General features: G+C 62.6%; 17 protein-coding genes. 13 read left to right on the forward strand and 4 right to left on the reverse strand.

Annotation, left to right across the window (positions count from 1 at the left end; translation table 11 throughout):
* Positions 1-119: 119 nt before the first annotated feature.
* The 6 genes from HNQ83_RS13820 to HNQ83_RS13845 all read left to right on the forward strand — a co-directional run bounded on the left by HNQ83_RS13820 (position 120) and on the right by HNQ83_RS13845 (position 7,354).
* Positions 120-1,250 (forward strand): PAS domain-containing protein, encoded by a 1,131-nt coding sequence (locus HNQ83_RS13820; RefSeq protein ID WP_175389475.1) that lies wholly within the window; start codon positions 120-122, stop codon positions 1,248-1,250.
* Complete coding sequence (locus HNQ83_RS13825; RefSeq protein WP_175389476.1) at positions 1,247-2,674, forward strand: sigma-54-dependent Fis family transcriptional regulator; 1,428 nt, start codon at positions 1,247-1,249, stop codon at positions 2,672-2,674. The genes HNQ83_RS13820 and HNQ83_RS13825 overlap by 4 nt, the downstream gene beginning before the upstream one ends.
* Positions 2,675-2,975: 301 nt before the next feature.
* The gene (locus HNQ83_RS13830) at positions 2,976-3,581 is read left to right on the forward strand and encodes a dimethylamine monooxygenase subunit DmmA family protein (RefSeq protein WP_175389477.1); all 606 of its coding nucleotides are present in this window, start codon (positions 2,976-2,978) and stop codon (positions 3,579-3,581) included.
* Positions 3,578-4,546 (forward strand): PDR/VanB family oxidoreductase, encoded by a 969-nt coding sequence (locus tag HNQ83_RS13835; RefSeq protein WP_175389478.1) that lies wholly within the window; start codon positions 3,578-3,580, stop codon positions 4,544-4,546. The genes HNQ83_RS13830 and HNQ83_RS13835 overlap by 4 nt, the downstream gene beginning before the upstream one ends.
* A gap of 19 nt (positions 4,547-4,565) precedes the next feature.
* Positions 4,566-5,606, forward strand: coding sequence for a DUF3445 domain-containing protein (locus tag HNQ83_RS13840; RefSeq protein WP_175389479.1), 1,041 nt, complete (start codon positions 4,566-4,568; stop codon positions 5,604-5,606).
* Positions 5,607-5,815: 209 nt separating this feature from the next.
* Entirely contained in the window at positions 5,816-7,354 is a 1,539-nt protein-coding gene (locus HNQ83_RS13845; RefSeq protein ID WP_175389480.1) for an APC family permease, read from the forward strand.
* A 116-nt stretch (positions 7,355-7,470) separates the two neighbouring features.
* Here the strand turns inward: HNQ83_RS13845 and HNQ83_RS13850 are convergent, their stop codons facing one another.
* Entirely contained in the window at positions 7,471-7,707 is a 237-nt protein-coding gene (locus HNQ83_RS13850) for a hypothetical protein (RefSeq protein ID WP_096512092.1), read from the reverse strand.
* Between the two features lie 180 nt (positions 7,708-7,887).
* Between HNQ83_RS13850 and HNQ83_RS13855 the strand changes: the two genes are divergently transcribed.
* The 6 genes from HNQ83_RS13855 to yghX all read left to right on the forward strand — a co-directional run bounded on the left by HNQ83_RS13855 (position 7,888) and on the right by yghX (position 15,163).
* Entirely contained in the window at positions 7,888-9,651 is a 1,764-nt protein-coding gene (locus HNQ83_RS13855) for an L-lactate permease (RefSeq protein ID WP_175389481.1), read from the forward strand.
* Positions 9,652-9,915: 264 nt separating this feature from the next.
* On the forward strand, positions 9,916-11,415 hold the full coding sequence (gene glcD / locus HNQ83_RS13860) for a glycolate oxidase subunit GlcD (RefSeq protein WP_175389482.1): 1,500 nt from the start codon (positions 9,916-9,918) through the stop codon (positions 11,413-11,415).
* A complete protein-coding gene (gene glcE, locus HNQ83_RS13865) occupies positions 11,415-12,479 on the forward strand; it encodes a glycolate oxidase subunit GlcE (protein WP_175389483.1) in 1,065 nt (354 codons plus the stop codon). Before glcD ends, glcE begins: the two co-directional genes overlap by 1 nt.
* Positions 12,480-12,482: 3 nt before the next feature.
* On the forward strand, positions 12,483-13,700 hold the full coding sequence (glcF, locus tag HNQ83_RS13870; protein ID WP_175389484.1) for a glycolate oxidase subunit GlcF: 1,218 nt from the start codon (positions 12,483-12,485) through the stop codon (positions 13,698-13,700).
* Positions 13,701-13,720: 20 nt separating this feature from the next.
* Complete coding sequence (locus HNQ83_RS13875; RefSeq protein WP_175389485.1) at positions 13,721-14,122, forward strand: heme-binding protein; 402 nt, start codon at positions 13,721-13,723, stop codon at positions 14,120-14,122.
* 153 nt (positions 14,123-14,275) lie between these two features.
* Positions 14,276-15,163, forward strand: coding sequence for a YghX family hydrolase (yghX, locus tag HNQ83_RS13880; RefSeq protein WP_175389486.1), 888 nt, complete (start codon positions 14,276-14,278; stop codon positions 15,161-15,163).
* A 142-nt stretch (positions 15,164-15,305) separates the two neighbouring features.
* Here the strand turns inward: yghX and HNQ83_RS13885 are convergent, their stop codons facing one another.
* The 3 genes from HNQ83_RS13885 to HNQ83_RS13895 form a co-directional block, all read right to left on the reverse strand.
* A complete protein-coding gene (locus tag HNQ83_RS13885) occupies positions 15,306-15,959 on the reverse strand; it encodes a peroxiredoxin (RefSeq protein WP_175389487.1) in 654 nt (217 codons plus the stop codon).
* A 155-nt stretch (positions 15,960-16,114) separates the two neighbouring features.
* Positions 16,115-17,059, reverse strand: coding sequence for an aldo/keto reductase (locus HNQ83_RS13890; protein ID WP_175389488.1), 945 nt, complete (start codon positions 17,057-17,059; stop codon positions 16,115-16,117).
* The gene (locus tag HNQ83_RS13895) at positions 17,059-18,333 is read right to left on the reverse strand and encodes an NTP/NDP exchange transporter (protein ID WP_175389489.1); all 1,275 of its coding nucleotides are present in this window, start codon (positions 18,331-18,333) and stop codon (positions 17,059-17,061) included. The genes HNQ83_RS13890 and HNQ83_RS13895 overlap by 1 nt, the downstream gene beginning before the upstream one ends.
* Before the next feature lie 52 nt (positions 18,334-18,385).
* Here HNQ83_RS13895 and HNQ83_RS13900 point away from each other — a divergent pair, with 52 nt between their 5' ends.
* A complete protein-coding gene (locus tag HNQ83_RS13900) occupies positions 18,386-19,168 on the forward strand; it encodes an alpha/beta hydrolase (protein WP_256668975.1) in 783 nt (260 codons plus the stop codon).
* Positions 19,169-19,358 lie beyond the last annotated feature (190 nt).

Below are 19,358 nucleotides of genomic sequence, written 5' to 3' on the forward strand. Positions count from 1 at the left end.
AAATATCGCAGCACCCGTCGATATTCATCCTTAGGCATTGCCTCTGTTTACAGGGGTTTGAGTTGGCATGCGATATGCCCTGTCCAGAGACCCACACATAAAATCGAGCCGACACATCGATGGATATCCTGAATCTGCTGGCCAGGAAAGCCCAACCACTGGCCAGTACCCTGAGCGCTGACGGGCACTTGCTCGATCTCTCCGCCACTTTGAGCGATCAATTGGGCTATGCGCCCGAGGAACTGTTGAATCAGCCGGTTGAACGGTTCTTCAGCGTCGACTCGGTACGTACCCTGCGGGCGCTGTTCGCCAACCCGCCTGCCGACGAACAGGTCCACAGCCTGGAGTTGACCCTGCTTCGCCACAACGGAGGGCTGTTACAGGTGATCGCCAGCGGATTGCTGGAATGGCGCACGGTGCAACCCGCTCGTCTGCATCTGCTGAAGATCCCCCTCGGCGCGCTCGGCCACCGACTGCGGGAAATGCACAACGCCAATGAAGTCATGAGCCAGATGTTGCAGAGCGCCAAGGTCGCCTACTGGTGCATCGAGTTCGCCGAGGCGGTGGACATAAACAATTCCCCCGATGAAATCGTGCGCCAGGTGTTCGAAAACGACTCCCACTGGCGCCTGTGCAACCGCGCCATGGCCGAGGTCTACGAGATGCCCTCGGATGTCGACTTCAACCAGCAACCGGTGCGCCTGTACTGGCCGCGCAGCCCGGCCAACGAAGAGTTCGTGCGGCGTCTGATCGAGGCCGGGTTCAGCGTCGATTGCGCCCTCTCGGTGGATCGCCGTCATGACGGTTCACCGGCCTACGTGGAAAACGATGTACGGGCGACCATCGTCAACGGCCAGTTGCTGCGGATGTGGGGCAGCATTCGCGACGTCAGCCAGGAGTTGCGCATGCAGCACGACGCCGAGCAGCGCATCGATGCCCTGCGCCGGGTGTTCGACGCGGTACCGGACGCCGTGCTGGTGATCGATGAACAACTGCAACCGCAGTGGCGCAACGCCGCGTTCGAAGAGACCTTCGGCATCACCCGCGGTGCCGGCATTGCCCGCCTGCTGCTGGACAATGCCCTGCCCGAACGCACCTGGCACAGCCTGCCGCTGCCGGACCTCGGAGGACGCGAACGGCACTTCAATGTGCACTGCTCGCGGATTCTGATTCGTGAAGGCGTGGCCTGGCGGGTGGCGGTGTTCCGACAAAGCCAGGGCGTGCGCCGCGTCGAAGAGCTGCACCCATGAAGGACAGTAACCTGCCACCCACGCTGCAGATGGGCATGCGCTCGTCGGTCAATGTCAGCAGCGAAGGGCTGGGCGCCTTGCTGGAAACGCCCGCCTTGCATGCGCTGCTCGACAGTTTCAGTGAAGCGTTGATCGTCACTGACGGCGAAGGCCGGGTGCGCTTTCTCAATCTGGCCGCCGAGCGCGTCAACCGGATGTCGAAGCAGCAAGCCGTGGGCTTGTCCGAGAGTGATTTTTTCCAGCGCTCGGCCTTGAACTATGACGACTTGCAGGTCGCCTTGAACCGTGGCGGCAACAGCGCGCTGACCCGCTCGCGGGAAGGCCGGGTCTTGCTCAGCAGCACCCACGCCATCCCCACGGGCGCCTACGAAAAGCCGTTTCGCATGTTGACCCAGAAGGATTTCGACGGCAGCCAGCCTCAGCGTCGAACGTCCCTCGGCAATCGACCGGTGGAGCCACAAGGCCTGCGCGATCCCCAGGACAATGCCCTGCACCTGTCACCGCAACTGTCGAGCATCGCCGACACCGGCGTGCGCGCCTTTCGCCGCCGGGCACGCCTGTTATTGCTGGGTGAGCCCGGCGTCGGCAAGACCGCCATCGCCCGGCACATTCACCGGGCGGCCGGCTGGGGCGACAGACCCTTCATTCATGTCAACTGCGGGAGCATTCCGGAGAGCCTGTTCGAATCCGAGATGTTTGGCTACGAGCGCGGCGCGTTTACCGGTGCCTTGCAGGGCGGCAAGCAAGGCTATATCGAGGCAGCCTCGGGCGGGACCCTGTTCCTTGACGAGATCGGCGAGATCCCCCTGCATGTCCAGGCCAAGCTTTTGAAGTTTCTCGAGGACAGCACCATTCAGTCGGTCGGCTCGCCCTTGAGCAAAACCGTGCAGGTGCAGGTGATTGCCGCCACCAACAAAGACCTGCGCCAACTGGTGGACACCGGCGGGTTTCGTGCCGATCTTTACTATCGCCTCGCCGTGCTGCCGGTCGAAATCCCACCGCTGCGCCAGCACCGGGATGACTTGCCGTTTCTCATCGACATCCTGCTGAGCCGTATCAACAGCGACCGCGAGCCTTCGCTGAGCCTGTCCGCCGGTTGCCGCAAGCGCCTGATGAGCTACGACTTCCCGGGCAACATTCGCGAACTGGTAAACATCTTCGAACGCCTGGCGGTTCTCGCCGACGATGAGGCGCAGGAACACCATTTACCGGCCGAACTGCTGGCACCGACGCGTCCCCGGGAATCAGTGAATGGGGTGGTTGCGGATGAAGACGATCCGCAACAGAACCTCAAGCTTCAAGTTCAACAGTTCGAACGCCAGGTCATCCTCCAGGCCGTGGCGCTGTGCGGCAGCAAGCGCAAGGCGGCGCAGCACCTGGGCATTGATATCGGGACGTTGATTCGAAAGCTGCAGAGGGACTGACTCCTCCCTTTCACCTGGCATGTTTCCTGTGGGAGCGAGCCTGCTCGCGAAGCGTCCATCACATACAACATCCATGCTGATTGACCCACCGCTTTCGCGAGCAGGCTCGCTCCCACAGGGGGTAACTGTGGCTTGAACCGCTGCGAAAACGCATACACATCTAGTTACTTTCGCCTGTCCTTCACGTCATAAATATAAATAAATCCTTTATATTCAACATCTTAACAACTTGGCACGCCCTGTGCTCCTGCTATCGGCAACCCACCACCGTGGGACTCGCTAGCCAGGAGAAATAATAAAAATGTTGATCACCGGGATCAAAAGCCGGCCGGTCTATGACCGATTGCAACCGCTGCCGGGCGGCAGGCGACACATCGTTGCCGGGCAAGGCAGCGGCGGTCGCGCCATGTTGCGCCTGTTGAGTGAACTGGCGGGACTGGATCGGCCCATCACCTTGCTGTACTCCCAGGAATCCTTTTCCGGCCAGGACTTCCTCGCGCAACTGCGACAGGAACACCCGGGCCTGCCATTGCAGGTATTCCAGTCCCATCAGGCATTGATCGATGCACTCAAGACGCTGCTGGTCGATGCCCGCATGGGAACCCGCCTCTACCTCGCAGGCTCGGAAAGCTTCCTCGGCACCGCCATGCAAGTGGCCACGCAGTTCGATCTCAATCGCGACGAAGTGCTGCGCGAACACTCCGGCACCCTGGTGCGCCGCGTGTGGTGCGTGCACTGCGACACCTACACCGAAAACGTTACCCAACGCGTCTATGACTGCCCGGGCTGCGGCCTGACGCTGGTGGTGCGCGACCACTATTCCCGGCGCCTGGCGGCGTTTCAGGCGGTCAAGGCCGACGCCGAAGTACCGGGCGAATTGCCCCCTGCCGAGGAGCTCGACACATGAGCCAGAACAATGGGACGTTGAATCTGCGGGTGGCCCGCATCGAATCGGTCACCCCGGAAATCAAGCGCTTCACCCTCGTCTCGCCGACCGGGGCGCACCTGCCGGCCTTCTCCGGTGGCAGCCACGTCGTGGTGCTGATCGCCAACGGCAGCAACACCTTGCGCAACCCTTACTCGCTGCTGAGTTCGCCCTACGACACCAGCCGTTATCAGATCGCCGTGCGTCGTGTGGAAAGCGGTCGCGGCGGTTCGGTGGCCTTGCACGACAGCGTCAACGAAGGCGACCTGATCGAAGTCACCCCACCGGTCAACCTGTTCCCCCTGATCAAACAGGCGCGCCTGCACCTGTTTATCGCTGGCGGTGTCGGCATCACCCCGGTGATTTCGCAACTGGAAGAATTGCGCCTGAGCAAAGTGCCGTTCGAGCTGCATTACGCGGTGCGCGGCGAAGAACATGCGCAGCTGGGCAAAGAATTGCAGGCCACCTATGGCGAGCAGGTTCACCTGTACCGCAAGGGTGTCGAAGCGCGGATGGACATCGGCCGGATCCTCGCTGATCGCCCACTGGGCAGCCACGTCTACGCCTGCGGCCCGGACAGCATGATCGACGCCACTCTCGCCTGCGCCCGCGACCTGGGCTGGACCGACAGCCACGTGCACTTCGAGCGCTTCCTTGAGCAAAGCAGCGGCGGCGAAGCCTTCAGTTTCACCCTCGGCCGCAGCGGCGCGACGATCGAGGTTTCGCCCGACCAGACCATGCTCGAAGCGGTGGAAGCGGCCGGTTACAGCATGCCTTACCTGTGTCGCGGCGGCGCCTGTGGTCACTGCGAAACCGAAGTGCTGGAACTCGACGGCGAACTGCTGCACAGCGATGACTGGCTGTCCGACGAAGACAAAGCCGCCCGCAAGAAAATCATGCCCTGCGTATCCCGCGCCAAGTGCAATCGCCTGGTCATCGACCTCTGATCGACGGAAAACAAAAACCATGAATATCAAATTCAACCCCGACGAAACCTACCGCGACGACTACACCTTCGCCAACAGCCCGGAAACCATCGCCCGCGCGCCCTTCCCGTTTCCCGATGACGAGTACATGTACTCGATGAACCTCGAGCCCCATGTCCCGGTGGGTGACGGTGCTTTCCGCGCGGCGTTCGACATCGACGAGCACTACATCAGCGAGTGCCGCGACCGCGCCATCACCCTGGAGAAGGACCCGGGCATGCACTACGTCTCGGCGCCGCACATGATGGAGGCACAGTGGGACCTGCTGGAGTTGATCATGGAGTCCTATGCCCGGGACTATCCGCAGTACTTCAGCCTGGAACGTGACGGTCGCCAGTGGCACTGGACCAACCACCTGCTGGACATCAATGACCGGTTCACCTTCGGCGACCCGGCCACCCTGCCCTATGAGCCGATGGAATACATCACGCGTCAGGCCCAGGGCGATTGGGTGTTGCAGGAAGAACGCGACGGCACGTTGTACTGGGGTGCCGGCATTGCCACCCAACGCGCTGATTACTCGCTGCGTTTCAACCTGGGCATGAGCTGGGAAGAGTTCCACGGCCCGGTGCCGCTGGTGAAGGAAATCGGCATGCTCGACCGCGCACTGAAGTTCCTGCTGCGCCTGCGCACCGGGCACCCGGTGCGTCGCCTGAACTGGTCGCTGACGGTCAACCCACGACTCGAAGTCTCCGCCGAGAGCCTGCCGGAATGGGCGCCGGACCGCACCATCGTCACCGCCGAAAACGCCGGCAAGCGGGTGTACCTGCGCATCGAGTTGCAGCCGCTGCACCGTTTGCCGCGCAGCAACGCCATTGTCTTTCCGATCCGCACCTACCTGCTGAGCCTCGAAGACATCGCCACCAACCCGGCCTGGGCGCGACGCATGCACCGCGTGCTGCGCGACCTGAACCAGCAACTGGTGGATTACAAGGGGTTCAGCCGCTATCGCGATGCGGCGGTGGAATGGCTGTCGCAGTACGACGATGGGGGCGAAAGCGACAGCAAGAAACAGGCTTGAACCTGCTCCACCTGTGGGAGCGAGCCTGCTCGCGAAAGCGGTGGATCAGCAGACATTTTTGCTGAATGGGCCGACGTCTTCGCGAGCAGGCTCGCTCCCACAAAATATCGTTCCTGAAAGTGCCTAAACAAAACAACAAGTTCAAAACGAACAATCGGCGGGCCAACCCGCCAGCACCAAACCACTGCCATTGATAATGAGGAAATAACATGAGTGGCTCATCCAACCCGCGTGCAAGCGCCAGCGCCGATCAGGATGCGGAACAACTCCGCGCCCTGGGCTACAGCTCGGATTTCAATCGCAGCATGAGCCTGTGGGAGAACTTCTCCCTGGGCTTCACTTACCTGTCGCCGGTCGTCGGCGTCTACACCCTGTTCGGTCTGTGCCTGGCCGCCGGCGGCCCGCCGATGTTCTGGTCTTACCTGCTGATCGGCGCCGGGCAGATGCTGGTGTGCCTGATTTTCGGTGAAGTGGTATCGCAGTTCCCGATTTCCGGAGGGGTCTACCCCTGGGCCCGCCGACTGGTGGGCAAGCGCTGGGCGTGGATGGTCGGCTGGGTGTATGCCTGGGCCCTGTGCGCCACCATCGCCGGCGTCGCGGTGGGTGCCGGGCCGTACCTGGCCATCATGATGGGCTTCAAACCCGGTCCCGAAGCCAATATCTACATCGCCCTGGCGATCATCCTGCTGTCCACCGCGTTGAACCTGGTGGGCACCAAACTGCTGGCGCGGGTGGCGATGTTCGGCTTTCTCTGCGAACTGGTCGGGGCGATTCTGGTCGGCGGCTACCTGCTGATCTTTGAGCGTCATCAGCCGATCAGCGTGCTGTTCGACACCTTCAACCTAGAGGTCAACGGCTCGTACCTGCCAGCGTTCCTCGCCGCGTCCCTGGCCGGCCTGTTCCAGTACTACGGTTTCGAGGCCTGCGGCGATGTCGCCGAAGAAACCCCGAACCCGGGCAAGCGCATTCCCAAGGCCATGCGCATGACCATTTACATCGGCGGCGCGGCGGCCATGTTCGCGTGCCTGGCGTTGATCCTCTCGGTGCCGGACATGGCCAAAGTCCTGGCCGGCGAAGACACCGACCCGGTCGCCACCATTCTGGCCAACGCGTTCGGTCCGGTGGGTTCGCGCCTGGTGATGGCCGTGGTGATGGTCTCGTTCATTTCCTGCGTGTTGAGCCTGCAGGCAGCGGCCAGCCGCCTGCTGTTCGCCTATGCCCGTGACGAAATGATCGTCGGCAGCTCGCTGTTCAAGCGCCTGTCGGCCAACCATGTGCCGTCGTTCGCGCTGCTGGTGAGTGGCCTGGTGCCGGCGGCGATTGTCTGCCTGGGCATGTTCATGGCTGACGCCGTGGCCACCATCGTCGGCTTCGCGGCGATCGGTATCTATGTGGCGTTCCAGTTGATCGTGGTCGCCGCGCTGATCGCCCGGGCCAAGGGCTGGCGCCCGAACGGCCAGTTCACCCTCGGTGCCTGGGGCCTGTGGGTCAACCTGGCCGCGCTGATCTATGGCGTGTGCGCCATCGTCAACATGGTCTGGCCGCGTTCGCCGGATGCGCCGTGGTACATCAACTATTCGATGATCCTGACTACCCTGGTGGTGATGGGCGCAGGCCTGGTCTACATGCTGCTGGGCAAGCCTTACGACAAGGGCACGGCACCGGCGGGGGATGCGTGGAAGTTTTCGAAGCCTGTGGCCAGGCCGGTTGAGCTTTCCGGTGTGTCGGCCAGCAGATCAACTAGCTGACAACAGAGACCCATTGTGGGAGCGGGCTTGCTCGCGAATACGGTTTAACATTCAACATTGATGTTGGCTGACACACCGCTTTCGCGAGCAGGCTCGCTCCCACATTGAAATCTGGCTTACAACGTCCGCTGGCTATTGCCGATCCCCTTGGCAATATCGATCCCCCAATCCATCGCCGCCTCCATGTCCAGCATGTGGGGCTTGGGGTCGTGGTTTTCATCGATCACCGAGCCATCCGGCCGGTAGACCCCGATGAACATCCCCAATGAACCGTCTTTCAAAATCTCGGCCTTGACTCTGATACTGCATCCGTTCGACAGCGTCTCCTTGTGTTCCTCATGACGCTCTGTCATCGCGGCATTCCTCCCATAGCTGGTTGTCGACCCTATTGGCCATGCTAGCTCAGGCCATGGAAATAGCCCTGAACCATGAGACAAAAGGCACGCCCTGACAGCGGCGTAATGCCACCTATACTACAAGCCACCTGCCCCCAAGGGGTCTGCATTTCCAACAATAAGAAGCAGAGGTGGAACATGGTCTGGCAGCAAGTCTACGATCCGTTCAATAACCCGGTGGTTTCAACGCTGTTAGCCGCGGTGCCCGTGGTGGTGATGCTGGCGGCGCTGGCGTTCTTTCATGTCAAGGCACACCTGGCGGCCTTGCTCGCCCTGGCCTCGGCGCTGGTGATCGCGATCTTCGCCTTTGGCATGCCCGCCAGCATGGCAGGTTCGGCGGCGTTGTACGGTGCGGCCAACGGTCTGTTGCCGATCGGCTGGATCGTGTTGAACATCATTTTCCTGCACCGGCTGACCACCGAAAACGGCTCGTTCAAGGTGCTGCAAGACTCCCTGGCGCGGATCACCGACGACCGCCGCCTGCAACTGCTGCTGATTGCCTTCTGCTTCGGCGCCTTTTTCGAAGGGGCCGCCGGCTTCGGTACGCCGGTGGCGGTGACCGGGGCGATTCTGATCGGCCTGGGCTTTTCACCGCTGGCGGCTTCCGGCCTGGCGCTGATCGCCAATACCGCGCCGGTGGCATTCGGCGCGCTGGGCACGCCCATCATCACCCTGGCCAAAGTAACCGGGCTGGATGAAATGGAGCTGTCGATGATGGTCGGCCGGCAACTGCCGTTCTTCTCGGTGATCGTGCCGTTCTGGCTGATCTGGGCGTTTGCCGGTTGGCGCAAGATGCTGGAAATCTGGCCGGCAATCATCGTCACCGGGGTCAGTTTCGCCATCCCGCAGTTCATCGTTTCCAACTATCACGGACCGATGCTGGTGGACGTGATCGCCGCGCTGATTTCCATGGCCTGCCTGACCGGTTTCCTCAAGGTCTGGAAACCGGCCACCGTGCACACCTCCGCGGCGCTGTCCGGGCGGGTCGACGACTCGAAGATCGCCGAAGAACACGACGAAAAACCCGTCGCCAGCGCGGCTTTTGCCAACGAAGCCAAGCCAGCGGTCATGCGCGCGTGGATGCCGTGGATCATCCTCACCGTCTTCGTGTTCGCCTGGGGCACCCAGAGCTTCAAGAACATGTTCGACACGCGCCCGGCGATCGATCCGGCCACCAGTTCGGCCAAGCTCGATCCCCAGGGCAAACCGCTGCGTGAAGCCAATCCGGTTTTCGCCCCGGTCCTGACGTTCACCACCATTCACCAGCAGATCGAGAAAGTGCCGCCGGTGGTGCCTGCGCCGAAAGTCGAAGAAGCGATGTACAAATTCACCTGGTTCACCGCCACCGGCAGCGGCATCCTGTTGGCGGCGATTGTCGGCGGCTTGCTGATGGGTTACTCCATCCCGCAATTGATCCATCAATACCTGCGAACACTCTGGATCGTGCGCTATTCGTTGATCACCATTGTCGCCATGCTCGCCCTGGGGTTTCTCACGCGCTACTCCGGACTGGACGCGACCATGGGCCTGGCGTTCGCCGCGACGGGGATTTTCTACCCGATGTTCGGCACCCTGCTCGGCTGGCTCGGGGTGGCCCTGACGGGTTCCGACACCGCCTCCAACGTGCTGTTCGGCGGGCTGCAAAAAGTCACCGCCGAGCAACTGGGGCTCAGCCCGGTGTTGATGGCCGCCGCCAACAGTTCCGGCGGGGTCATGGGCAAGATGGTCGATGCCCAATCCATCGTGGTCGCCTCCACCGCCACCCGCTGGTACGGCCATGAAGGGGAAATCCTGCGCTACGTGTTCTTCCACTCGATCATCCTGGCGATCCTGGTCGGCGGCCTGGTGACGTTGCAGGCTTACGTCGCGCCGTTCAGCCATATGGTGGTGGGGGGCCATTGAAACGATAGGTACGCCACACTGTTCAACTGTGGGAGCGAGCCTGCTCGCGAAGGCGGTGTGTCAGGCACTGAGATGTCTGCCGGACTGCCGCGTTCGCGAGCAGGCTCGCTCTCACAGTGATTTCGCTGCGACCTTGCACATCCGCGTTTCCAAGCAAGACTTATTGAATAAGTAGCCTCTTCGCGCTGACAAACAAAGGCCAATGATGGGCATTGGTTTACGGAAACAGACCTCATATAACAACAAATCGAGTGTCGTACGCCGATGAACATTCTTTACGATGAACGCGTTGACGGCGCCCTGCCGGACGTCGACAAGAACGCGCTGCTGCACGCCCTGCAATCCCGATTGCCAGAGCTGGAAATCCTGCATCAGCAGGAAGAACTCAAGCCGTACGAATGCGACGGCCTCTCGGCGTACCGCACCACGCCGATGCTGGTGGTGTTGCCCCGCACTGTCGCGCAGGTCCAGGGCGTGCTGCGCCTGTGCCATGAGCGGCAGGTGCCGGTGGTCGCCCGAGGGGCCGGCACCGGACTGTCCGGTGGCGCCCTACCCCTGGAAAAAGGCGTGCTGCTGGTGATGGCGCGCTTCAATCAGATTCTGCACATCGACCCCGAAGCCCGCACCGCCCGGGTCCAGCCCGGGGTGCGCAACCTGGCGATTTCCCAGGCCGCCGCGCCGTACGGCCTGTACTACGCGCCCGACCCGTCGTCGCAAATCGCCTGCTCCATCGGCGGTAACGTCGCCGAAAATGCCGGGGGCGTGCATTGCCTGAAATATGGATTGACCGTGCACAACGTGCTCAAGGTCGACATCCTCACGGTCGATGGCGAATACCTTAGCCTGGGCTCCAACGCCCTGGATTCACCGGGTCTCGACCTGCTGGCCTTGTTCAACGGCTCCGAAGGCATGCTCGGGGTGATCACCGAAGTCACGGTCAAACTGCTGCCCAAACCCCAGTCCGCCAAGGTGCTGCTGGCGGCGTTCGACTCCGTGGAAAAGGCCGGCCGGGCCGTCGGCGAGATCATTGCCGCCGGTATCATCCCGGGAGGCCTCGAGATGATGGACAACCTGGCCATCCGCGCCGCCGAAGACTTTATCCACGCCGGTTACCCGGTGGAGGCCGAGGCCATTCTGTTGTGCGAACTCGATGGCGTCGAAGCCGACGTTCACGACGATTGCGAGCGTGTGCGCCAGGTGCTGGAACAGGCCGGTGCCACCGAGGTGCGCCTGGCCAGGGACGAAGCCGAGCGCGTGCGGTTCTGGGCCGGGCGCAAGAACGCCTTTCCGGCGGTGGGCCGCTTGTCGCCGGACTATTACTGCATGGACGGCACCATCCCCCGGCGCGAGCTGCCCGGCGTGCTGACGGCCATCGCCGAACTGTCGGCCGAATACGGCCTGCGGGTGGCCAACGTGTTCCACGCTGGCGACGGCAACATGCATCCACTGATTCTGTTCGATGCCAATACGCCGGGTGAACTGGAGCGCGCCGAAACCCTGGGCGGCAAGATTCTGGAGCTGTGCGTGAAGGTCGGCGGCAGCATCACCGGCGAACACGGCGTGGGCCGCGAAAAGATCAATCAGATGTGCGCGCAGTTCAACAGCGACGAGCTGACTCTGTTCCATGCGGTCAAGGCAGCGTTCGATCCGAGCGGCCTGCTCAACCCCGGCAAAAACATCCCGACCCTGCACCGCTGCGCCGAATTCGGAGCGATGCACGTGCATGGCGGACAATTGCCCTTCCCTGACCTGGAGCGTTTCTGATGCACGGTACAGGCGATATGGACGACAGCAACCTGCTGCTGGAGCAGGTCAATCGGGCGCTGGAGAGCGCCACGCCATTGCGCATCCAGGGCTCCAACAGCAAGGCGTTCCTCGGGCGCATCGTGGCCGGTGAAATACTCGACACCCGCGCCCATCGAGGCATCGTCAGCTATGACCCGACCGAACTGGTGATCACCGTGAGGTGCGGTACGCCGCTGGCTGAACTGACCGGGGTACTGGATGCCGCGCAACAAATGCTGCCCTGCGAGCCGCCCGCCTTCGGCGACGGCGCCACCGTTGGCGGCATGATTGCTTGCGGGCTGTCGGGGCCACGGCGGCCCTGGTCGGGTTCGGTCCGGGACTTTGTCCTCGGCACTCGGGTGATCACCGGTCTGGGCAAGCATCTGCGCTTTGGCGGCGAAGTGATGAAGAACGTCGCCGGATACGATCTGTCGCGCCTCATGGCCGGCAGCTACGGCACCCTGGGCCTGATCACGGAAGTCTCGCTCAAGGTCCTGCCCAAACCCCGGCAAGCCTTGAGCATCAGCCTGGAAATGAACAGCGAGCGCGCCTTGCAGCAGTTGGCGAAATGGGGTCAGCAACCCCTGCCGATCAGTGCCGCGTGCCATGACGGCGAGCGCCTGCACCTGCGGCTCGAGGGCGGCGAAGGTTCGGTAGCGGCGGCCCATGAACGTTTGGGCGGCGAGTTGCTGGACGGCACTTACTGGGCCGACCTCAACGAACAGCGCTTGCCGTTCTTCGATGAGGACCAGCCACTTTGGCGCCTGTCATTGCCGAACAACACGCCCAAACTGTCCCTGCCCGGCCGGCAACTGATCGACTGGGGCGGTGCCCAGCGCTGGCTCAAGTCCGACGCCGAAGGCCGGTTCATTCGTAAAGTGGTCGATGAAGTCGGCGGGCACGTGACCTGCTACAGCCACGGCCTGATCGACAGCCCGTTCCAGCCGCTGCCAAGCGCCCTGCTGCGCCTGCACCAGAGCCTGAAACGCCAGTTGGATCCCCAGGGCATTTTCAACCCCGGTCGCCTGTACGCGGAGCTTTGAACCATGCAAACCACCTTGAGCGAAAAAGCCCGCCGCCTGCCCCGCGCCGAAGAGGCCGACAGTATCCTGCGCACCTGTGTGCACTGCGGTTTCTGCAATGCCACCTGCCCGACCTATCAACTGCTCGGCGATGAACTGGATGGCCCGCGCGGGCGCATCTACCTGATCAAGCAGGTGCTGGAAGGCAACGAGGTCACGCAAAAGACCCAGCAACACCTGGATCGCTGCCTGTCGTGCCGTAACTGCGAAACCACCTGCCCGTCGGGTGTCGACTACCACAACCTGCTGGACATCGGCCGCGCGGTGGTCGATGCCGCCGTGCCGCGCCCCATTGGCCAGCGCCTGCTGCGCGAAGGCTTGCGCACGCTCGTGCCCCACCCGGACCTGTTCAGAGGCCTGGTCAACAGCGGCCAGGTGTTCCGGGCACTGCTGCCCGACGCGCTACAAAGCAAGCTGCCGCGCAGCGCAACGCCAGGCAAGCAGCGCCCCACCACCCGCCATGCGCGGCAGGTGCTGATGCTGGAAGGCTGCGTGCAACCGGGCCTGTCGCCCAATACCAACGTGGCCGCCGCCAGGGTGCTGGATCGACTCGGGATCAGCGTTACTCCCAGCCGCGAGGCCGGGTGCTGCGGTGCCGTGGATTACCACCTGGACGCCCAGGCGGCGGGCCTTGACCGCGCCCGCCACAACATCGACGCCTGGTGGCCGAGCATTGAAAACGGTGCCGAGGCCATTGTGCAAACGGCCAGCGGTTGCGGCGCCTTCATCAAGGACTATGGCCATTTGCTCGCCCATGACCCGGCCTATGCCGACAAAGCCAAGCAGGTCAGTGCACTGGCCAGGGACCTGGTCGAGGTCTTGCGTGATGAGCCGCTGGAGACACTCGGCCTACACAGCGCCCAACGCCTGGCCTTCCATTGCCCCTGCACCCTGCAGCACGCGCAAAAGCTCGGTGGCGCGGTCGAAGCACTGCTGGAACGCCTGGGCTTCAACCTGACCTTCGTACCTGATGGCCATTTGTGCTGCGGTTCGGCGGGCACCTACTCACTCACCCAGCCCGAACTGTCACGGCAGCTGCGTGACAACAAAATGAATGCACTGGAAAGCGGCTACCCTGAAGTCATTGTCACGGCCAACATTGGCTGCCAGTCGCACCTGGACGGCGCGGGCCGCACGCCGGTGAGGCACTGGATCGAAGTGGTCGAGGCCGCCTTGCCGTAACCGAACCCTGGAGATGCCCCATGAAAAGCAAAGCCATGCTGGGCCAGACCGAAGTCGGCCAAATCCTCGCGGCGGCGCGCAGCGAAGCGCAAACCCACCAATGGCCGGTGACCATCGTGGTCGTCGATGACGGCGGCCACCCGCTGGCCCTCGAACGCCTCGACGGCGCCGCGCCCATCACCGCCTACATCGCCACGGAAAAGGCGCGCACCGCTGCCTTGGGCCGCCGTGAATCCAAGGGTTATGAAGAGATGGTCAATGGCGGCCGCACCGCTTTCCTGTCGGCACCGTTGCTGACGTCGCTCGAAGGTGGCGTGCCGATCATCGTCGACGGCCAGGTGATCGGCGCGGTCGGGGTGTCCGGTGTCAAGGCGGAGCAGGATGCGCAGGTGGCCAAGGCCGGGGCGCAGTGTTTGAAGTAAGCGCATGTCCACTGTGGGAGCGAGCCTGCTCGCGAAGACGCCGGCACATCCGGCAATTGTGCTTCTGACACACTGCCTTCGCGAGCAGGCTCGCTCCCACAAGGGTCGTATTTCACATTCAGACCACCCATCCGTCAAAGAGGAACCGCACAGATGACCCGTCTCACTGCGAAAGACTTTGCCCCCGAATTGCTGGAACTCTACGACTACTACGCCCATGGCCTGATCAACCGGCGCGAGTTTCTCGACCGGGCGGCGTTGTTTACGTTTGGCGGCTTGACGGCCAGTGCTCTGCTGGCTTCCCTGAGCCCCAATTACGCCCTCGCCGAGCAGGTCGAGTTCACCGATCCGGATATCCTCGCCGAATACATCACCTACCCCTCCCCCAAGGGTCACGGTCAGGTTCGCGGCTATCTGGTGCGCCCGGCCAAAGCCAGCGGCAAGGTCGCGTCGGTGGTGGTCGTGCATGAAAACCGTGGGCTCAACCCCTACATCGAGGACGTCGCCCGGCGTGTGGCCAAGGCCGGATTCATCGCCCTGGCCCCCGACGGATTAAGCTCGGTCGGCGGTTATCCCGGCAACGACGAAAAGGGCAAGGAGTTGCAGGCAAAAATCGATCCGGAAAAACTCATGAACGACTTTTTCGCCGCCATCGAATGGCTTATGAAACACGACGCCAGCAGCGGCAAGGTCGGGATCACCGGTTTCTGCTACGGCGGCGGGGTCACCAATGCGGCAGCAGTGGCCTATCCGGAACTGGGTGCCGCCGTGTCGTTTTACGGCCGCCAGGCGGACGCCAAGGATGTCCCCCGGATCAAGGCGCCGGTGATGTTGCACTACGGTGAGCTGGACACGCGGATCAACGAGGGCTGGCCCGCCTATGAGCAGGCGTTGAAGGCCGGGGGCAAGACGTATGAAGCCCATATCTATCCCGGCGCCAATCATGGCTTTCACAATGACTCCACCCCGCGTTATGACGAGGCGGCGGCGAAGCTGGCCTGGGACCGGACGTTGGGGTGGTTTCGCAAGTATCTGGTGTGATCTGGAGGGAATTGGCCAGCAGTACCGGCCTCTTCGCGGGCAAGCCCGCTCCCACAGGTGCTGAGTTGAAACCTACATTTGGGAACGTCTCATAACCCTGTGGAAGCGGGCTTGCCCGCGAAGGCGATATCACGGCTGATGATTACTTCGGTTGCGCCACGGTCCGCAGATAAGGTTTCAAGGTCTTGAACCCATCCGGGTATTTCTTCTTCGCATCTTCATCGGACACCGAAGTGGGGATGATCACATCTTCCCCCGGACGCCAGTTCACCGGTGTTGCGACCGTGTGTTTGGCATTGAGCTGGAGCGAATCGAGCAACCGCAGCACTTCATCGAAATTGCGCCCGGCGCTCATTGGGTAGATGAGCATCGCCTTGATCTTCTTGTCCGGGCCGACAATGAACACCGAGCGCACCGTGGCGTTGTCCACGGCGGTGCGCGAACCGCCGCTGGCATTGGGGTGGATCATGTCGTAGAGCTTGGCCACCACCAGGTTTTCATCGCCGATCAGGGGATAGTTAACCGCATTGCCCTGGGTCTCCGCGATGTCCCCCACCCACTTCTCGTGGTCGCTGACCGGGTCGATGCTCAGGCCGAGGATTTTCGTGTTGCGCTTGTCGAACTCCGGTTTCAGTTTCGCCAGGTAGCCCAGCTCTGTGGTGCAGACCGGTGTGAAATCCTTGGGGTGGGAAAACAGGATGGCCCACTTGTCGCCAATCCATTCGTGAAAGTTGAGCTTGCCTTCAGTGGTGTCGGCGGTGAAATCCGGTGCTTCGTCGCCAATACGGATTGCCATGTTCGATCTCCTTGCAGTAATGGTCGTGGGGCGCCGTCAGCGTGCTCGACGGCATTCGCTGGCTACGTTGAGCCGGTCAACGCGAACAGTATAGGAGAGCTTCCATGACATGCCGGTGAGCGGCGAAGTCGACATGAAAGCCTTGTACGCATGGCCTACTCCACCAACGCAATCAACTGATGACGCTGGGCATCGGTCAGCATCGGGCCAAAGCCCGCCCCGGCGTTTTCCGCCATGTAGCGCGGGTTGCCGGTGCCGGGGATGACGCAGGTCACCGCCGAATGCGACAACAGGAACTTGAGGGCCAGTTGCGGCCAGCTCTTGACCCCGACTTGCGCGGCCCAACCGGGCAGCGGCTTGCCTTTGAGCCGGGCGAGCAGGCCGCCACCGCCGAACGGCCGGTTGCAGATCACCGCCACGCCCCGCTCACGACACAGCGGCAGGATACGTTTCTCGACCCCGCGGTCGTCCAGGGCATAGTTGATCTGCAGGAAATCCAGCGGCTCGGCCCTGAGCACCGCTTCCACTTCCTCATAGGCCGACGCGGTGTAATGGGTGATGCCGATGTAGCGGATGCGCCCCTGTTCCTTCCAGTGGCGCAAGGTCGGCAAATGAATCTGCCAGTCCAGCAGGTTGTGGATCTGCATCAGGTCGATGCGGTCGGTCTGCAGCAATTTGAACGACTGTTCCATCTGCGCGATGCCTTCTTCGCGGCCCCGGGTCCAGACCTTGGTCGCCAGAAACGCTGGCGAACGCGGTTCGTGGATCGACAGCAATTCGCCGGTGTTCTCTTCGGCGCGACCGTACATCGGCGAGCTGTCGATCACCGTCCCGCCCTTCTCGAACAACGCACGCAGCACGCCAGGCAGTTGCTTGTAGGCGGGCTCCTCGGGCGCGACATCGAAACCGCGATAGGTGCCCAGGCCGACGATGGGCAGTGGCTCGTTGCTGGAAGGAATGGCGCGGGTCTGCATGGTCTTGCCTCCTGTTTCGGTCGGCGGCGTGGACTGCGCGGCAGTCGGACCGAACGTGAAGACCGCCGAAACACCGGCAGCCAGCGTGAGTAATTTCCTGCGGGTGAAACCGTCCGGATGACTCATCAACTGTCCCTCACCCGTCGTTCAGGGGCGGCGCGTTGCGCCTGCTGCCTGGCCAGCCACAGGCACAACCCGCCCCACAACCCGGCAAATGGCACGATCACCACCGCCACCAGCCCGAACCCCGCGCCCAGCGCCGTCAAACCGGCGGACAACCAGCCACTGGCCGCGTCTCCACCACGATAGACCAGGGTTTCGACCACATTCTTGGCCTTGTACTTCTCCTCGCGGCTCACCACCGTCCACAACACTTCCCGTGCCGGTCGCACAATGGCGAACTCCACCGCGCGGCGCAGCCCCTGGGCCAGGGCTACGGTGCTCGGCATCGGTGCCAGCGCCATGGCGGCAAAGGCCACGATCGTCGCCAGCGGCAAGGCGACCAACGCCCCGCCAATGCCCACTCGTCGAATCAACGGCGCCGTCAGCAACAACTGGAACGTCAAAGTGAGGGTCGACACGAGCAAATCGACGATGGCGAAAAATTGCGTCCGGCTGCCAGTATCAGCGTAGCTGCCAGCGACAATCCGTCCCTGCTCGAAATACAACAAGGTCGCGGCACTGGTGTGCAACAGCATGAACAGCACCAGCCCCAACAGGTACGGGGAGCGCAGGATCAGGGTGATGCCGCCGAGCATGCTGCCGCCCATGCGCCGTTCGTCGAGTAATGGATTGCCAGACTGCGACCGGGTGCGCGACAGCAGCCCCCGATAGCAGCGCACGGCGATTTCCAGCAGCAACGCCGCCGCGACAGTCAATGCCATCGGCCCCAGCCGGGTGGCCATGGTCGCCGCCAGCAACGGACCGATAAAGGTGCCCAGGGTGCCGCCCGCGGCAACGCAACCGAACAGCCGTCGGCCCTGCTCGCTGGAAAAGCGGTCGACCAGCACACTCCAGAAAATCGAGACGATGAACAGGTTGTAAATGCTGATCCAGACAAAGAACACCCGCCCGACCGTCACCGGTGCGACGCGGTTGGCGATCAACAGGCCAAACACCAGCATCGACACGGAGATCACCCGGTAGATCAGCGGCACGAAACGCGTGGCCGGCAGCCGCGACGCCAGCGCACCGAACACGGGCACCATCAGCAGCATGACCACAAAGGTGGCGGTGAACAGCCACTGCAATTTGTCGGCACCGCCCTCAAGGCCCAGGGCATCGCGCAACGGCCGCACCAGGTAATAGCTGGCCAGCACGCAGAAATGGAAGGCGAAGCCCAGCACCAGTGCCGCCCTTTCTGTGGGCCGCACATCGAGCCATTGAGGAATTTGGGGCATCGATGCCCTCCTTTACCGCCAGCTACACTTGGACAGCACCCCGGAGCCGTCAATGCCCACTAACGTTAGCCGAATGTCCCGAACCCTGGTGTTAGTCGTCGTCATTCTCGCTGCGCTGTACCTGGCGCTCTGTGCCGCGCTGTTCGTGTTTCAGCGCGCGCTCATCTACTACCCGCAACCCCGCGCCGCCGGCTCTCCCGAAACACTGCTGACACTGCCCGTCGACGATGTGCAGGTGCTGGTCTCGATCCGACCGCACGTTGGGCCCAAAGCGCTGATTTATTTCGGCGGCAATGCCGAGGACGTGTCGCGCAGCCTGCCGGACTTTGCCCGGGCCTTCCCTGAACATGCCCTGTATTTCATGCATTACCGGGGTTACGGCGGCAGCGGCGGCTCGCCCTCCGAAGAAGCCATTGCCCGCGACGCCATGGCCCTGTTCGACAAGGCCTACACCGACCATCCGCAGATTACCCTGGTGGGTCGCAGCCTGGGATCCGGCGTCGCCGTGCGCCTGGCCAGCGTGCGCCCGGCGCAGAAGCTGTTGCTGATCACCCCTTACAACAGCCTTGAAGAGCTTGCCGCCCGCCAGTTCCGCTGGTTTCCGGTGCAGTGGTTGTTGCAGGACAAGTTTGAATCCTGGCGCTATGCCGAACACATCGCCATCCCGACACGGTTGATCGCTGCCGAGCAGGATGAAGTGATTCCCGCTGCCAGTACCCGGCGGTTGTTCAGCCATTTTCCTGAGGGGGTGGCGACGCTGCGGGTGATTGCGGGCACGGGGCACAATTCCATCAGCGACAGCCCGGAATACCTCAAGGCGCTGGAGGACCCTTAGGAGCATGGCGCCCGCGATAGCGATCTCATGGACGCCATCGCGGGCAAGCCTTGCTCCTACAGGGAATTGAGGCGTTCACAGATTTCGAGCCCGCCCACTGCCTCACTGTGGGAGCGAGCCTGCTCGCGAAGACGTCGGCACATCCAGCATCCATGTGTCTGACCTACCGCTTTCGCTAGCAGGCTCGCTC

This window comes from Pseudomonas sp. C2B4, from assembly GCF_013359695.1.
In the GTDB taxonomy this organism is placed as follows: Bacteria; Pseudomonadota; Gammaproteobacteria; order Pseudomonadales; family Pseudomonadaceae; genus Aquipseudomonas.

What these genes read in the sequence shown, in the direction of transcription:
- HNQ83_RS13820 (WP_175389475.1), top strand. Translation starts at nt 120, where the DNA reads ATGGATATCCTGAATCTGCTGGCCAGGAAAGCCCAACCACTGGCCAGT.
- HNQ83_RS13825 (WP_175389476.1), top strand. Translation starts at nt 1,247, where the DNA reads ATGAAGGACAGTAACCTGCCACCCACGCTGCAGATGGGCATGCGCTCG.
- HNQ83_RS13830 (WP_175389477.1), top strand. Translation starts at nt 2,976, where the DNA reads ATGTTGATCACCGGGATCAAAAGCCGGCCGGTCTATGACCGATTGCAA.
- HNQ83_RS13835 (WP_175389478.1), top strand. Translation starts at nt 3,578, where the DNA reads ATGAGCCAGAACAATGGGACGTTGAATCTGCGGGTGGCCCGCATCGAA.
- HNQ83_RS13840 (WP_175389479.1), top strand. Translation starts at nt 4,566, where the DNA reads ATGAATATCAAATTCAACCCCGACGAAACCTACCGCGACGACTACACC.
- HNQ83_RS13845 (WP_175389480.1), top strand. Translation starts at nt 5,816, where the DNA reads ATGAGTGGCTCATCCAACCCGCGTGCAAGCGCCAGCGCCGATCAGGAT.
- HNQ83_RS13850 (WP_096512092.1), bottom strand. Translation starts at nt 7,707, where the DNA reads ATGACAGAGCGTCATGAGGAACACAAGGAGACGCTGTCGAACGGATGC.
- HNQ83_RS13855 (WP_175389481.1), top strand. Translation starts at nt 7,888, where the DNA reads ATGGTCTGGCAGCAAGTCTACGATCCGTTCAATAACCCGGTGGTTTCA.
- glcD (WP_175389482.1), top strand. Translation starts at nt 9,916, where the DNA reads ATGAACATTCTTTACGATGAACGCGTTGACGGCGCCCTGCCGGACGTC.
- glcE (WP_175389483.1), top strand. Translation starts at nt 11,415, where the DNA reads ATGCACGGTACAGGCGATATGGACGACAGCAACCTGCTGCTGGAGCAG.
- glcF (WP_175389484.1), top strand. Translation starts at nt 12,483, where the DNA reads ATGCAAACCACCTTGAGCGAAAAAGCCCGCCGCCTGCCCCGCGCCGAA.
- HNQ83_RS13875 (WP_175389485.1), top strand. Translation starts at nt 13,721, where the DNA reads ATGAAAAGCAAAGCCATGCTGGGCCAGACCGAAGTCGGCCAAATCCTC.
- yghX (WP_175389486.1), top strand. Translation starts at nt 14,276, where the DNA reads ATGACCCGTCTCACTGCGAAAGACTTTGCCCCCGAATTGCTGGAACTC.
- HNQ83_RS13885 (WP_175389487.1), bottom strand. Translation starts at nt 15,959, where the DNA reads ATGGCAATCCGTATTGGCGACGAAGCACCGGATTTCACCGCCGACACC.
- HNQ83_RS13890 (WP_175389488.1), bottom strand. Translation starts at nt 17,059, where the DNA reads ATGAGTCATCCGGACGGTTTCACCCGCAGGAAATTACTCACGCTGGCT.
- HNQ83_RS13895 (WP_175389489.1), bottom strand. Translation starts at nt 18,333, where the DNA reads ATGCCCCAAATTCCTCAATGGCTCGATGTGCGGCCCACAGAAAGGGCG.
- HNQ83_RS13900 (WP_256668975.1), top strand. Translation starts at nt 18,386, where the DNA reads ATGCCCACTAACGTTAGCCGAATGTCCCGAACCCTGGTGTTAGTCGTC.